General features: G+C 45.0%; 15 protein-coding genes. 3 read left to right on the top strand and 12 right to left on the bottom strand.

The annotated features are described in order from the left end of the window. Positions 1-115 precede the first annotated feature (115 nt). From F3I09_RS28245 to F3I09_RS28225, 5 genes are all read right to left on the bottom strand, one after another. Complete coding sequence (locus F3I09_RS28245; RefSeq protein WP_149698413.1) at positions 116-1,489, bottom strand: ATP-binding protein; 1,374 nt, start codon at positions 1,487-1,489, stop codon at positions 116-118. Next, a complete protein-coding gene (locus F3I09_RS28240) occupies positions 1,486-2,190 on the bottom strand; it encodes a response regulator transcription factor (protein ID WP_149698412.1) in 705 nt (234 codons plus the stop codon). The genes F3I09_RS28245 and F3I09_RS28240 overlap by 4 nt, the downstream gene beginning before the upstream one ends. A 101-nt stretch (positions 2,191-2,291) precedes the next feature. Further along, entirely contained in the window at positions 2,292-2,993 is a 702-nt protein-coding gene (locus F3I09_RS28235; RefSeq protein ID WP_149698411.1) for a response regulator transcription factor, read from the bottom strand. Between the two features lie 121 nt (positions 2,994-3,114). Then, positions 3,115-3,903 (bottom strand): DUF3108 domain-containing protein, encoded by a 789-nt coding sequence (locus tag F3I09_RS28230; RefSeq protein WP_149698410.1) that lies wholly within the window; start codon positions 3,901-3,903, stop codon positions 3,115-3,117. A gap of 9 nt (positions 3,904-3,912) precedes the next feature. Then, positions 3,913-4,872 carry a lysylphosphatidylglycerol synthase domain-containing protein gene (locus F3I09_RS28225; RefSeq protein ID WP_223233427.1) on the bottom strand — a complete coding sequence of 320 codons (960 nt, stop codon included), beginning with the start codon at positions 4,870-4,872 and terminating at the stop codon, positions 3,913-3,915. Positions 4,873-4,936: 64 nt separating this feature from the next. Here F3I09_RS28225 and ruvC point away from each other — a divergent pair, with 64 nt between their 5' ends. Both ruvC and F3I09_RS28215 read left to right on the top strand, forming a co-directional pair. Continuing rightward, entirely contained in the window at positions 4,937-5,497 is a 561-nt protein-coding gene (gene ruvC, locus F3I09_RS28220; protein ID WP_223233417.1) for a crossover junction endodeoxyribonuclease RuvC, read from the top strand. 156 nt (positions 5,498-5,653) lie between these two features. Beyond that, positions 5,654-6,358: a response regulator transcription factor gene (locus F3I09_RS28215; protein ID WP_149698407.1), complete on the top strand. Its 705-nt coding sequence runs from the start codon at positions 5,654-5,656 to the stop codon at positions 6,356-6,358. On the opposite strand, the gene F3I09_RS28210 is transcribed toward F3I09_RS28215, so the two are convergent. The 4 genes from F3I09_RS28210 to rsmA form a co-directional block, all read right to left on the bottom strand. After that, a complete protein-coding gene (locus F3I09_RS28210; protein ID WP_149698406.1) occupies positions 6,336-6,731 on the bottom strand; it encodes an HIT family protein in 396 nt (131 codons plus the stop codon). The two genes, F3I09_RS28215 and F3I09_RS28210, sit on opposite strands and share 23 nt — an antisense overlap. 91 nt (positions 6,732-6,822) lie before the next feature. Beyond that, positions 6,823-7,296 carry a transcription elongation factor GreA gene (greA, locus tag F3I09_RS28205; RefSeq protein WP_149698405.1) on the bottom strand — a complete coding sequence of 158 codons (474 nt, stop codon included), beginning with the start codon at positions 7,294-7,296 and terminating at the stop codon, positions 6,823-6,825. Between the two features lie 176 nt (positions 7,297-7,472). Further along, the gene (locus F3I09_RS28200; RefSeq protein ID WP_149698404.1) at positions 7,473-8,402 is read right to left on the bottom strand and encodes an NAD(P)-dependent oxidoreductase; all 930 of its coding nucleotides are present in this window, start codon (positions 8,400-8,402) and stop codon (positions 7,473-7,475) included. Further along, positions 8,399-9,148, bottom strand: coding sequence for a 16S rRNA (adenine(1518)-N(6)/adenine(1519)-N(6))-dimethyltransferase RsmA (rsmA, locus tag F3I09_RS28195; protein WP_149698403.1), 750 nt, complete (start codon positions 9,146-9,148; stop codon positions 8,399-8,401). Before rsmA ends, F3I09_RS28200 begins: the two co-directional genes overlap by 4 nt. Before the next feature lie 113 nt (positions 9,149-9,261). On the opposite strand from rsmA, the gene pdxA reads away from it, so the two are divergent. Further along, positions 9,262-10,335, top strand: coding sequence for a 4-hydroxythreonine-4-phosphate dehydrogenase PdxA (pdxA, locus tag F3I09_RS28190; protein ID WP_149698402.1), 1,074 nt, complete (start codon positions 9,262-9,264; stop codon positions 10,333-10,335). 67 nt (positions 10,336-10,402) lie between these two features. Here the strand turns inward: pdxA and F3I09_RS28185 are convergent, their stop codons facing one another. The 3 genes from F3I09_RS28185 to F3I09_RS28175 form a co-directional block, all read right to left on the bottom strand. Next, positions 10,403-11,254 (bottom strand): class I SAM-dependent methyltransferase, encoded by an 852-nt coding sequence (locus F3I09_RS28185; RefSeq protein WP_149698401.1) that lies wholly within the window; start codon positions 11,252-11,254, stop codon positions 10,403-10,405. A 183-nt stretch (positions 11,255-11,437) separates the two neighbouring features. Further along, entirely contained in the window at positions 11,438-12,001 is a 564-nt protein-coding gene (locus F3I09_RS28180; RefSeq protein ID WP_149698400.1) for a hypothetical protein, read from the bottom strand. 138 nt (positions 12,002-12,139) lie between these two features. Further along, positions 12,140-14,290 carry a carboxypeptidase-like regulatory domain-containing protein gene (locus tag F3I09_RS28175; protein WP_149698399.1) on the bottom strand — a complete coding sequence of 717 codons (2,151 nt, stop codon included), beginning with the start codon at positions 14,288-14,290 and terminating at the stop codon, positions 12,140-12,142. Positions 14,291-14,465: the final 175 nt, after the last annotated feature.

Genomic DNA, 14,465 nt, shown 5'->3' with positions numbered 1-14,465 from the left:
AGGTAAATACCGGATAAGAGGAATCTAAAAAAAGAGTAAAAATGCTATAAGAAAATGCCGTTAATGTAAGAATGAGGTCAAAAAGAAGTAAGAAAACGGTAAGAATGGAATATTACTACGAGCGCATATATGTTGGCAATATAATCCGGATCTCGGTTCCCTGGTTCTCTTTACTATTGACGATGATATTGCCGCCATGCAGACGGATAATATTACGCGCCAGCGGCAGACCGATACCATAGCCCTTATATCCGCCGGTATTGGAAGCACGGTAAAAAGGATCGTAAATAAAAGGCATATCCTGGACGGGAATACCTATACCATTGTCTTTGATAATAATGATATTGTTCTTGTCTGTAGCCGCCAGTGCTACAGATGCAGGGCGATTATCAGAGTATTTACAGGCATTCTGAACAATGTTACTTAATGCCAGTTGCAGGAGCTGCGCATTCCCCAATATGACGAGTTTATCTTCTTCTTCCGGCAGCATGGTATAATCGATCGCTACCTTGTTTGCCGGGTTGATACGGTCTATTGTTTCCTTTACGGTAAAGATCAGTTCATCTGTTCGTATCTTCTCCAGCTGTTGTCTCTTTCCATCAAAACCTGTCTGGGCAAGGCTTAGCAGACTTTTGGTAATATGCTCCAGTCTTTCTGCTTCTTTCAGTATTACTGATAATGATTGCCGGTACTGTTCGTCATTGCGTTGTTTATTCAGGGCCAGTTCAGCCTCTCCGATGATGGCTGTCAGCGGAGTGCCCAGCTCATGAGAAGCATTACTTACAAAGTTGTTCTGTGTTTCAAAAGCCGTTTCCAGGCGGTCCAGCATGTTGTTGAAAGTCTGGGCCAGTTCCGTCATTTCATCTTTGCTGGTAGGTGTGTCCAGCCGCAGGTGCAGGTTATGCGCCCGGATGTCTTTTACGCGGGAAGTGATCTGGCGAACGGGCTGCAGGATATAGCGGGAAAAGAAAAGCCCTGCAGTTACTACTACTACGGCGGCAATGGCCATGCAGATTATAAGGGTCCTTCTCAGTTCGGTCATAAACTGCTGACCATATACATTACTGGCTGAAACGATCACGATATATTTACCGGCTTCATTCTCGAACAATACGCCCTGGTAAAAAGTATCTCTGTAGCGGTAAGTAGCCTTCCCTTCTGTCTTTACCCTATCATAGAAATTTTGACGCAAAGGCTTAAGACTGGGAGCCGGAGCAGGACTGGCGGTGGTATCTATTCTTATGAAATATTCTTTTTCGTGCGGAAGACGTTCCAGGTGCTCGTTCCGGATCTCGGCATAAGCAGCACTATTGTCTTTATCCTGCGTCAGCCTGGCCCTGGCGGCAATATATGCCCGTATCTCCAGCCGTTTATAGAAGTCATCGAAAGACTGGCGACTGACTAGAAAATAAGCGAAAGCCGCCATCATCAGGATAATGGAGACGGTGAGCGCTATGAATAAACCTAATATCTTATTACGTATGGTCATTCTTCTTCTTTCAGCATATATCCCATTCCCACTACGGTCTGGATCAGGGCAGGCTGCTCTTTACGGTTTACTTTCTTCCGCAGATAATTAACATAAACGTCCACTACTTTGGTGTTCATATTAAAATCAATACCCCATACATTTTCCAGTATTTCCATCCTGGAAAGCACACGGCGGGGGTTTCTCATCATATATTCCAGTAGTCTGTATTCAGTAGCGGTCAGCACAATGTTTTCGCCGTAACGGCTGGCGCTTTTAGTATTCAGATCCAGTTCAAGATCGGCTACCTTCAGCACATTGGCATTATGATTAACGTTAGTCGTGGTATTAGCAACACTATCAGGATTACGGCGCAACAAGGAGCGTATGCGCGCCAGTAACTCTGCCTGTTTGAAAGGCTTAACAAGATAGTCATCAGCGCCGCTGTCCAGACCGGCCACTACGTTCTCGGTAGAACCCAGGGCTGTAAGCATCAGGATGGGAGTTGCATCGTTCTGTTTGCGCAGTGCTTTACAAATGGCTATTCCGTTCATACCGGGCAACATCACATCCAGGATGATCAGCTGAAAACTATGTTCAGTGGCCATCTGCAGACCAGAATGGCCGTCCATCGCCACGCTTACGTCGTACCCCGCTTCTGTAAGATAACGGTGTATGAACGATACTACTGATGGTTCATCTTCAATAAGTAAAAGTTTCATACATCTCTGATATGATTTGCCACAAACAGAAAGCTCCAGGCGGAGGCCAAAACGGTCAGGTCTCTTCACCGGGAGCTCTCCCAATAACTATCTTAATATGATCAGTCCTTTACTACCAGGCGGAAGCCGTTACCATGGATATTGACAATCTCGATATCCGGATCTTCTTTCAGGTATTTACGGAGTTTTGCGATATAAACGTCCATGCTGCGTCCATTGAAATAGGTATCACTGCCCCAGATCTTCTTCAGCGCCAGTTCTCTTGGCAGCAGGTCATTCTTATGCTCGCACAGCATACGCAGCAATTCGTTCTCTTTAGGAGACAGTGTATGAGAATCGCCGTCCCTTGTCAGGGTACGCAGGCGGGCGTTGAACGCATAACGTCCGATCCTGAATTCATGCTGTTCCTCCTCTTTATTGTTGAGCTCCTGGTTACGTTTCAGGATGGCCTTTATTTTCAGCAACAACAATTCGCTGTCAAAAGGTTTGGCGATATAGTCATCAGCTCCCAGTTTATAACCATGGATCACATCTTCCTTCATTGTTTTGGCCGATAGGAAGAACAGCGGGATGTCAGGATCCACATCACGGATCTCCTCTGCCAGCTTAAAACCATCCATATTGGGCATCATGATGTCCAGCAGGCAGATATCAAATTTCTCGCGTCTGAAAGCAGCCAATGCAAGTATACCGTCGCGACACAGCTCTACATCATAGTCATTCAGTTCAAGATAATTCTTCAATACCATCCCCAGGTTGGTATCGTCTTCCGCCAGCAATATTTTTGGTTTACGTTCTTCCATATTCAATAAAGTATTAATGTGCAAACAAATATAGGTATTATTACAGTGTGCCAATGCCAGGCCCTTGCATACAGAAAGTTAAAATTAGGTAAAAAGGGGTATGAAGGTGTCTGTCCCTGGGTTATTTACTGATCAGGGAAGTAAAGTTATAACGCAGGTTCTTATAAGCCACCATATCGACCTTTATGCTGCCAACAGAGATAGGACTGTCAACACGCAGGGGTACTTTGTTGGCGTCATCACTTACCCATACTGTCATTTTTTCGCCTCCCTCGAACATGGTCCCCTGAATAAGCAATGGCGCGAACTTGATAGCGCGGAACTTGCCAAACTTGGTTTCAACAGTCTCTTTGCCTATATAACGGATATAGATATTGTAGATCTTATCATCCAGATACATGTCAAAGGGGATTTTGTCTCCTGGTTTATATTTATCGAAATTGATATTCCTTGCATAATAGATAGCACTGATCACATCCTGCACACAGGTGGGGGTTTTAATGGTAGATTTGTCACTGATAGCGGTATTATGCGTGTGATCGAAGGTAACGTTGGCATATATCTTATAGCCACCTTCATCTACGTTCCTGATGAAGCGTTGAGGCAACAGCGTGGTAGTATCAATATAACTTTCGTACTTATCCCTTACTTTGAAGAACCAGTCATAGGTACGGAACGTTTTACCATCACCTGTTACGTGATAGACGTCTTTTCCGTTTAATTTTTCCAGCTGGCAGTTAAACACAGCTTCGCCGGCGCCAATAAAGAGCTTACCGAGGTTATAATAAACTTTGAATGTGATACTTTCCCCGGCTCTGAAGCTGGTATTGGTAATTCCGCAGAATTCGTTCTGTGCAATTGCGGGGCGGATAGCGGCCAGACTAATGATAATCAGTAGAAGACACCTCATTGATGAAAGCTATTTTTCCTTAAAAATCTTTATTCCCAGCAACAACACACTTCCCAGAATGGCTGGCAAAACCAGGTTGATAAACCAGATGCATACAGTGGCTGCGATAATTCCGGGACCATTGGCACTCAGTAATCCCATAAAGTACAGGCTGACTTTTCCTCTGAGTCCAAGTTCCGCAATAGCGATAGTAGGTACCAGGGCCATTACAAGATAAACAACAGCATTCATCAAAAAACCTTGCCACCAAATCATCTCCACGCCCAATGTGTCAAGCAAAATCAAATACTGTGCCGAGAAGACAATGTATCTAATGGCGGAAAGCAGCAGTAGATGCTCAAGGTCGCCGGCTGAGTAACGAACAATGATCTGGACAAATACCCGGGCTTTTCTCAACAATGGGATCTTTTCAAATATCGCCAGGATGATCTGCAACCGAAAATATAACAATATGACCAAGGCGCAAATAACTATTAGCAATCCTAACAGGATTTTCTCCCAAAAATGGGGGGCAAAATAGCCGTTTCCCTTTACCAGCGGGAATTTGTTGATGTAGTAGCACAGGCCAGTTAACCCAAAGATAATAGTGACGATAAGCTGGCTAAAGCTACCTACCATAGTGGCGGCAATAGCTTTCAGCTTACTTCTGTTATTCCTGAGGTACAGTACTCTACCGCCGTACTCTCCGATACGGTTAGGGGTATTAATGGAAAAGGACACCCCCGAGAGCACCGCGCTGAACGCCCGTGGGAAGGATATATGTTGTAACGGCTTGACCAGCAACTGCCATTTACGGGCTTCCAGGCCCCAGTTCAGGAACATGCCAGCCACCACCACCAGCAAAGCCACGCCACCCCTGGTTTCCAGGGTATTTAACATTTGCCACAAAGATGCCTTCAGATTAGGACGATGTAGCAATTGTGTATAGATAGAATAGGCTAACCAGGTAAAAAGCACTGCTCCCAGCAGGTAATTGAGAATTATTTTGGTATTTTTGTTCAGACATCAAGATTTTGGCAAAAATAAACTGTGGTTGGCAAACAAGTCAAAAATAATTCTGGGCATTGACCCCGGTACACTTGTGATGGGTTACGGACTGATATTGGTGGAAGGATCTAAAGCCAGCCTGCTGGAAATGGATGTGCTGAAGCTGTCCCGTCATAAAGACCACTACGAAAGGCTACAACTGATACACGCCCGTGTAAATGAATTGATACGAGTGCACAAACCGAATTCCTGCGCAATTGAAGCCCCCTTCTTTGGTAAGAATGTGCAAAGTATGTTAAAGCTGGGCCGTGCTCAAGGCGTAGCTATTGCCACTGCAATGCAGGCAGGAGTGCCTGTCACCGAGTACTCTCCCAAAAAAGTAAAACAGTCCGTTACCGGCAATGGTAACGCAGACAAAGAGCAGATTTGGCAGATGTTACAAAGAATACTACATTTCAAAGAGCGACCTGAATTTCTGGATGCTACAGATGCTCTCGCTGTTGCGGTGTGTCATTTCTTCCAGGAGTCCAGCGTCTTACCGGATACACGCAAAGCCAAGGGCTGGGAACAGTTCCTTCAACAGAACCCCGAAAGAATAGCAGAATAATCATTGCATGACAGATAATTCCAGGTTTAAGGCTGACGTTTTTCCAGAAGTTGATAAATTGTATTTACTTTGAATTAAAATCTTCATAAACGCTCCCAGACGGTAATTGGGGCTTTACACCATGAATTATGGTATTTATAATCAGCATCACAAGCTATGAAAGCAAGAATCCTATTGGTGGAAGATGATCAAAATGTTGGTGCGGTAACAAAGAAACGATTAGAAGAAGCGGGCTACGATGTGGTACATAGCACAGACGGACAAATGGCCTGGGAACAGTTCCAGTCACGGACCTTTGACATATGTTTACTGGATGTTGTTATGCCAAAAAAAGATGGCTTTACACTGGCAGAACAGATCCGTAGAAAAAATGACTTCATTCCCATACTCTTTCTGACCTCGAAAGCGCTGGATGAGGATAAGATCAAGGGCTTCAAAACCGGCGCAGACGACTATATTACCAAGCCTTTTAGTATGCAGGAACTCCTGCTGCGCATTGAAGTATTCCTGAAAAGGAGTAAAACTGCTAACAGCTCAGCGGAAAAGCGTACCCAATATAGTATTGGTAAACTGACCTTTGACTATAATGACCTCATACTCCGTGAAAAGAACGGAGAAGTTTCCAGCACTCTTACCCAAAAAGAGGCCGACCTTCTGAAATATCTCTGCGATAATGCCAATAAGACCCTGAAAAGGGAGGAAATATTATTTCACGTATGGGGCAAAGATGACTATTTCCTTGGCCGCAGCATGGACGTATTCATTACCAAGCTCAGAAAACATTTCCGGTCAGACCCCTCCATCAAACTGGAAACCCTCCATGGAGTAGGTTTCCGATTCAACGTCCCAGGTCAGCTGTAATCTGCTGCTGTATTGCCTTGAATTCTTCTTCCGACAACTTCAGCTTGGGACGTGAAAAGTTCATGTCATCCGCCGTATTGATAGGTATCAGATGCATATGCGCATGTGGTACCTCTAAGCCGACAACGCTTACACCTACACGATTGCAGGGGAAATGACGCTCTAAGGACTCTGCAATAGGCTTTGCAAACAATAACCACTCTCCCAACAGATCATCCGTCACATCAAAAAACTTGTCTATCTCTACTTTAGGTACGATCAGGGTATGGCCTTTCACTAAAGGGAAAATATCCAGGAAGGCATAGAAGCTTTCATTTTCGGCTATCTTATAACTGGGGATCTCTCCTTTGATGATCTTTGTAAAAACAGTCATGGTCCTCATTTTTAATGGACATAAAGGTATAAAAAAAAAGCCCGCCCCTGTTGAACAAAGGCGGGCTTCTGATTATAATGATCTTATACCTTTATACTGTAATATTCTCAACCTTAAACTTCATACTACCATTCGGGGCCTGTACATCTGCGATCTCGCCTACGGCCTTGCCTAACAGGCCTTTCCCGATAGGAGAAGTCACAGAGATTTTGTTCAGTTTCAGATCAGCTTCCTTCTCGGAAACCAGCTGATAGGTAACTGTCTTCTTATTAGCCATATTTGTAATAGTTACTTTACACAATATGGATACTTTAGAGGTATCAATGGAATCAGCTTCCACTACTCTTGCGGTTGCAATCGCACTCTCCAGTGAGGCAAGTCTTGCTTCGTGCATTCCCTGCGCTTCCTTGGCTGCATCATACTCAGCATTTTCTTTGAGGTCACCTTTTTCCCGCGCTTCTGCAATGGCTCTGGCAATCTCCGCCCGACCTTTAGTCTTGAGGTAGTTGAGCTCTTCCCGCATCTGGTCCAGGGTCTCTTTGGTAACGTAGTTTATACCAGACATAACGTTATGTTTTAGAATAAAGAAAAAAAATCAACGCCCCCGTTTGCACAGAAGCGTTGTAAGATTGGTATACCGCAAATATAATATTTTTTACATCACCTTGTTGAAATACCCCCAATAAATATTGTCATATTTACAGTATTTATAATAGAAGAGGCTGAAATGTAAAATAGCGATCAGATCACATGCAACTTTTCCAGTACGATCCTCGCCATTTTTACACTGGCCTCATGGGAATAACCGGCGATATGTGGAGTTATGATCACATTGGGCATATGTAAAAGCTTTTCGAACCGTTCTTTTTCTGCCTGACTGTAAGTAGACAATTTTTCGTTTTCCAGCACATCCAGACAGGCTCCGCTTATGGTTCCTGCCTCGAGCGCGCTAACGATATCATCTGTGTTTACAATCTTTCCTCTGGCAGCATTAATGAACCATATAGGTTTCTTAAAAGCCTGAAGAAAAGCTGTATTCACCAGGTGATGCGTTTCTGCAGTGAGCGGCAGGTGTACGCTTACTACATCTGCTCTTTCAAACAGCTGGTCCATCGTTGCCTCCTGCACATATTTGTCACTAAAACCGGTCTTGTATTTATCATATGCCAGGATCTCCACGTCAAAACCCCTTAATTTGCGGGCAAAGGCGCCTCCGGTATTACCATACCCAATGATGCCTACTGTCCTTCCGTTCAGCTCAGAACCACGGTTACCATCCCGTTCCCAGATGCCCTGCCTGAGCTCCAGGTTGCTTTTCTGAATATTATTCATCAGGCTCAGTAACATGCCCAATGCCTGCTCTCCTACTGCATCACAATTCCCCTCAGGGCTGCTGGCGCAATGAATGCCCTTGCTCTCTGCATAAGGCACGTCAATCAGCTCCATACCACTTCCCAGCCTACCGATCCATTGCAGCTGGCCGGCGCGGTCTATTAGCCCTTTATCTACCTTTATCCTTGTGGTTACGATCATTCCCATAAATTCAGGGATCGCTGCCACTACCTCATCATACGCGATGGAAGGCCGGTAGCTTACTTCATATCCTTTTTCTTCCAGTTTGTTGATTAAATAATCGTGCACCTTTGCGGTGATCAATACTTTCCTGCTCATATCATCTTATGGGATAATGCTGCAAAATCTGCTATGCTCAGCTCTTCTGCCCTTTTATTAAAAATACTGTCCTGAAGATATTCTTTATCGAATAACGGTTTTAACGGATTGCGCAACTGTTTACGACGCTGGCCGAAAGCCGTTTTTACCAATACAAAGAACTTACGGTCGCTGGCAATATCATATGGCTGCTCCAGCCTGTGCAGCCTGATCACTGCCGACTTTACCTTGGGGGGAGGATTGAAACAGTTTTCATGCACCTCAAACAGGTACTCCACCTTATAGTAAGCCTGGATCAGTACGCTCAATATCCCGTATTCCTTTCCTTTCGTAGCCGCAATACGCTGCGCCACTTCTTTCTGGAACATGCCCACTACCATTGGCACCTGCTGCTTCCATTCAAGGATACGGAACATGATCTGGGAGGAAATATTATAGGGGAAATTACCTATCACTGTAAACTGGCCTTCATAAGGCGCTGGCGTATCCAGGATGCTTTCATGTATGATCTTTCCCTGTATGGCAGGATACGTCTTTTCAAGGTACTGAACCTTTTCAGCATCCAGCTCTACAGCCTTAAAATGCACATCAGGTATTTCCAGCAGATATTTGGTAATGGCGCCCGCTCCGGGGCCTACTTCCACTATCTGCTGACCAGGAATTACAGGTAAGGAGTCCACAATCTTCCTGCAGATGTTCTCATCCTTCAGGAAATGCTGTCCCAGCGATTTTTTGAGTGTATACATGGTTAGCCTGCAAAATTAAGGAAAACTTAGCGCAATGCTGCAAGATACCGGGAGGCTCCCTGTACAGCTTCCCGGCTATTATTCTTATATTTGCCCATTATTCTCAAATAAACATGAGTAGCAACACCCATACAAATAAACCGGTAATCGGCATTACTGTCGGCGATATCAACAGCATCGGCGCAGAGATCATCATCAAAACCTTTGCAGACAACAGGATGCTGGAGTTTTGCACCCCGGTGATATTTGCTTCCAATAAAACCATCAACTTCTACAGGAAGCTGATGAATGAGAACAACTTCAATTACCAGAGCCTGAAAGACTTCACCCGTCTGAACCATAAACAGGTGAATGTCTTCAATTGCTGGGAAGAAGAGGTACAGATTACCCCTGGCGTTCTGAATGAAGTGGGCGGTAAATATGCAGCCCGCTCCCTCGCAGCCGCCATTGAATGCCTGAAAGAAGGCACTATCCAGGGCCTGATCACCGCTCCTATCCACAAAAAGAATATCCAGAGCGAACAATTCAATTACACCGGCCATACTCCATACCTACGGGACGCTTTCGAAGCGAAAGATGTGCTCATGTTCATGACGGCTGAAAATATGCGGGTGGGCCTGCTCACCGAACACGTGCCGGTAGCAGAGATCTCCAAATACGTAACAAAGGAAAACATACTGGCCAAGCTGCAGATGATGAAGGAAAGCCTGATCAAGGATTTCGGGATTGACAAGCCCCGTATTGCTGTACTGGGCCTGAATCCTCATGCGGGAGACGACGGCCTGATAGGACAGGAAGAGATCACGGAGATCATTCCCGCTATCCAGCACGCGAAAAACAATGGTATTCTCGCTTTCGGCCCTTACAGTGCCGACGCCTTTTTTGCCCGCGATATGCACAGTCAGTTCGACGGTGTGCTGGCCATGTACCACGACCAGGGCCTGATCCCATTCAAATCACTGGCTACCGGCAGCGGTATCAACTATACGGCCGGCCTGCCTATCGTACGCACCTCTCCAGACCACGGTACTGCATTTGACATTGCTGGTAAGAACATGGCAGACGCCGATTCTTTCCGTCAGGCCATCTTCACCTGCCTGGACATCCTGGAGAAAAGAGAAACATATGCGGAGAATACCGCCAATCCGCTGAAGAAAATAGAGCTGGTTTCAGAAAAGTTAGCTTAACTTATATAAATTATAAAAAGAAGGGAGTGCCGTTCATACAGCACTCCCTTTCTTTTTACAATCAGATTCAGATATGAAAGGAAATAATTTCCAGTAAGCCTTTCCGCTCGCCGCGATAGATCTTATTCTGACCGTTGAGCTGATATTCCGAGGCCTGCATATCATAGATATCCAGCTGGTCGGCATCCAGCAGCGAAAGCAGATTTTGTATCTTTTTACGGCTGAATTGCTGCAAACGGCTACCTATATAACTCTCCATTGTATCCAGCATTTCTTCGGCCTTAGTTGACGAACCTTGCGGCAATCCTTCTGCATGAACCATATAATCCATGATCACGGCATTCGTTTTCGTTCTTGAACAGAAGTTCCGCATAATGCTCAGGAACTGTTCTTCAGAAATGTAATGTATAATGCCCTCAAATATGATCAGCGCCGGTTGTTGCGGATCATACCCCGCTTCAATCAATGTACTCATCAACTGATGAGTATTATTGATATCAGCCTGTAATGTGTGTAATCTTTCATCATGGAAGGAGATCGCTGCATATATCTCCTGCTTTTCCCGCATATTGGCGCTATCTACTTCATAGATACTGGCAAGTTGCTGCTCAGGGAAATATTCTGTCAGCTGCAGGGCAAGAGGGTCCAGGCCAGCGGCCAGTATACACACCTGCTGCCGGGGATGCTGAATCATCAATTGTTTGATCAGGTACCTGATCATTCTTTTTCTTAGTAATAATGCTTCGCGGAATAAGGGAGTAATACGGCTCAATTCATCGGCCAGATTCTTTACCTGACTAAAATCAATATGGGCAAGATATTCTCTTCCCAATCCTTCTTCATACAAACTTTTGACATAGGTCAGTACCAGTGCAGAAGTGGATGCCACGCTCAGCTTGTTCACACCACCAGTTTTCATTGGAATTTACTTTTCAAGGTTAACAGATGACAGGGTTAATTTGTTAACGCGTCTGATTAAAGATAGTCCGAATAACTGATATCGTATTGCAGGGCGGGCCGAACTAACAGTAAAAAGCCAGGAATTAACGGAGAGATATTCCCACGTTACATTCCTGGCTCATGATGTCTGATTTCCGGTCTGTTATTTTATCTGTGCCAACAGCCCTTTTGTATATGCTTCTCCCCAATGAGGTGCAATACTGCTGGCTGGTTTAAACGTGCTAAACTTCTGTAGTGCAATCTCAAATTTCTTTTTTGCTTCGGTCTTGCTGCCTCCGAATTGTTCTGGTGTATAGAACAGGGATTGTCCCTGTAGCATATACACTCTTGGATTCTCCTGGTTAATCTGGCTGGCCTGTACTAATAAATCGGCTGATTCCATACCATACTTCATACCTCTGGTAGGTGGGTCTACACGGATGCGGGAAGTAGCTACCAATGACTTGATACAATTGATCTCATCATTTTTAGGACTGATGGCTTCTGCCTGCTCAATATTCACTGCTGCCTTATCAGCCAGGTCATCTACCTTGTCATTATCCCGCTGCATGAATGCACTCATTACGTAGCAATAACTTGCATAGTAAAATGGCAACCATTGTGTTTTTTCAGCTGCAGCGATACGTTCAAAAGTGTTACCGATTTCGAGTAATTTGTCGGGGTTAAAGTTCGTGGCGTCGTCCAGCAACGCAACATTTTTTGTCATAACGTCCTCGTATTGAGCACTCTGTGCCATAGATACTGATGCAAGGCCAACGAACAGACAAATGGAAAACAAAATACGCTTCATTGTAAAAGTGTTTAAGTGTTAATTGTGGTTTTATAAAAATGGTTCTAGAATGGGCTATAGATTATTGATCACATCCTGCCTTCTGTCTATTCCGAAGTTCATGAACATACCGAGGTAAATGAACCGGGGAATATTAGGCACGACCTCTTCTCTACGCAATTTATCCGAAGAGTAACGGTAACCATATACCTGTTTGAAGTTCGGAGCATTGGATACTGACAGCACAAATATGGTAAACGCCTTACGGATGGATGTCAGGTAGCTGGCGCTTAATCCGATGGAATTGTAAGTCATCGTTTTCTCTGACATGAACTTACTTTCCGGCAAATTAGGATTGTAATACGGTCTTCCGGTTGCGAAGCTGTATGTAATACCTAAGTTGGTGGAGATAGCAGAGATATTATACTTATACACTACGCTGAAAGTATGCTTCGCTGCGAAATCGGGCTGTACCTGGAAAGGATAATTCAGATAATTACGCTTTGTATCCAGGTAGGAATAAGAGATCCAGTAATCGGTGTTTCTGATCGTTTTACGGTCGCGCCAGAACAACTCGATACCTTTTGCATATCCCGTTCCGGAAGTAGTCGTATCAGGGCTGGTTTTAACCAGGTCATGATATTTCTTGTAAAAAGCTTCCACCCTCAATGTATAGTGCTTGGCCACCCACTGATAAGTTGCGATATAATGCGTGGCCTTCATATAACCCATATCAGGTTTGAAGCGAAGGTATTGCTGTTCCGGTTTCTGGTAAAAGTCGCCGTAAGCGAAAGATACCTGGCTTAAACCTGTCAGTTTATAAGCCAATGACACACGAGGCGCTACATTAGCTTTATCAAGTATAGAAGAGTATTCCACCCTGCCTCCGAAACGGCCTACTAATCTCGGCGTAACATAGATATCACCTTCCACGAATCCCGCAGCATAATTGTCTACATAATTTGCAGGCCAGTTATTGAAGGCTGACTTCTCCACACCATACTGGTATTCTCCACCAAAACGCAGCAGGGAATATTGTCCCAGTCCTTTTGTCAGCATAGCTTTCACCTGCGCCAGTTCTGACTGGTTCTTCACTTTTGCCGGTGTGCTTTTATTCAGTGTGTCCAGGTCTATTTTATCAACGTTCACGCTGTAGGATAATCCCGCATTGAACTTCCAGTCATTGCCCAGGCTTTCTTTGTATGTCAGGTTGGTATAAATGTTATGGTTCCTCAGTTCAAACTGCTCTTCATAACCGGGATGTTCCAGACTTGGACGGATAGTGCCCATATGGGTCTTGTTACCATATCCATAGAATTTCAGCATACCGGTTTTTGAGGTCTTCCTGCGGAAATTAGCAGAAGCCCCCATTATCTCAGGGTCCGCACTGAACCTGAACTTAGGTTTCAGTACGCCCAGGTAAGGCCCCAGGTTGGTATAATCGGCTTCGAGACCATAAGAACCCTTTTTATCTTTAGACAGTTCTTCCAGCCCACCGCTTACTCCGATGACAGAAGCACCCAGGGAATAAGAAGAACGCTGAGGCAGATCTGTCGATTCCAGGATCAACGCAGAAGACAGCCCCTGACCATACTGGGCGGAATATCCACCGCTGCTGAAGGTCGTACCCTTGAACAGGAAAGGTGAGAAACGGCCACGGCCGGGTTGATCGGGAAGGCCGGAGTAAAAAGGATTACGCACCATCATTCCGTCTATATAAGTCTGTGTTTCGTAACCGGTACCTCCACGTACGAACAGCCCTTCCCTGTCGTTTGTCTGCTGCGTACCTGGTAATGTTTTCAATGCGTTGACGATATCAGCACCTGCACCTGCGGTGGTCACAATATCCAGCGGTTTCAGCACGGTGGTCTTTCCCTCGTCACTGGCTTCAAAACTGCCGGCGGTGATGGTCACCACTTTCAGATCATTGACATTATTACGCATGATCATATTCACTTCCAGTGCCCCGTTAATGAACACCTTCTGTTCCTGTGCGGTATATCCCAGCAGGGTGGCGGTAATGTACTGAACGCCTTTCGCATCGGTAGTAAAGGAGAAACTGCCATCGGCGGCAGTGGTAGCCCCATCGTAGGTGTCTTTTACAGCAATATTCACCCCTTGTAAAGGACGTTTTTTGCCATCGGTGATCTTTCCGGTAATGCGCTGCTGTGCCATCATGCAGACCGGTAAGAATAGTGTAACCAGAATTAGGTTGAGTTGTTTCATGGGGGATTTGATATTTAACAGAACAAAACTACTCGTACACTCGTCCCTTTTCAATCCATAAAAGGTAAAAACAGGGAAGATTGTCGGTAAAAACAGGGGATTTGTCGGCAGGAATCGAATGTAAAGGTAGGGAATAAAAAAAGCTCACCGGCGAAACCGGTGAGCTAGATAAAAA

Source organism: Chitinophaga sp. CF418 (genome assembly GCF_900142925.1).
Taxonomy (GTDB): domain Bacteria; phylum Bacteroidota; class Bacteroidia; order Chitinophagales; family Chitinophagaceae; genus Chitinophaga.
The sequence above is the reverse complement of the archived record's forward strand: the minus strand, read 5'-3'. Positions and strand labels throughout refer to the sequence as shown.

Coding starts and splice junctions, on each gene's coding strand:
- F3I09_RS28245 (WP_149698413.1), bottom strand. CDS start 1,489: ATGACCATACGTAATAAGATATTAGGTTTATTCATAGCGCTCACCGTC.
- F3I09_RS28240 (WP_149698412.1), bottom strand. CDS start 2,190: ATGAAACTTTTACTTATTGAAGATGAACCATCAGTAGTATCGTTCATA.
- F3I09_RS28180 (WP_149698400.1), bottom strand. CDS start 12,001: ATGACAAAAAATGTTGCGTTGCTGGACGACGCCACGAACTTTAACCCC.
- rsmA (WP_149698403.1), bottom strand. CDS start 9,148: ATGTATACACTCAAAAAATCGCTGGGACAGCATTTCCTGAAGGATGAG.
- F3I09_RS28230 (WP_149698410.1), bottom strand. CDS start 3,903: ATGAGGTGTCTTCTACTGATTATCATTAGTCTGGCCGCTATCCGCCCC.
- greA (WP_149698405.1), bottom strand. CDS start 7,296: ATGTCTGGTATAAACTACGTTACCAAAGAGACCCTGGACCAGATGCGG.
- F3I09_RS28215 (WP_149698407.1), top strand. CDS start 5,654: ATGAAAGCAAGAATCCTATTGGTGGAAGATGATCAAAATGTTGGTGCG.
- pdxA (WP_149698402.1), top strand. CDS start 9,262: ATGAGTAGCAACACCCATACAAATAAACCGGTAATCGGCATTACTGTC.
- F3I09_RS28235 (WP_149698411.1), bottom strand. CDS start 2,993: ATGGAAGAACGTAAACCAAAAATATTGCTGGCGGAAGACGATACCAAC.
- F3I09_RS28185 (WP_149698401.1), bottom strand. CDS start 11,254: ATGAAAACTGGTGGTGTGAACAAGCTGAGCGTGGCATCCACTTCTGCA.
- F3I09_RS28175 (WP_149698399.1), bottom strand. CDS start 14,290: ATGAAACAACTCAACCTAATTCTGGTTACACTATTCTTACCGGTCTGC.
- F3I09_RS28200 (WP_149698404.1), bottom strand. CDS start 8,402: ATGAGCAGGAAAGTATTGATCACCGCAAAGGTGCACGATTATTTAATC.
- F3I09_RS28210 (WP_149698406.1), bottom strand. CDS start 6,731: ATGACTGTTTTTACAAAGATCATCAAAGGAGAGATCCCCAGTTATAAG.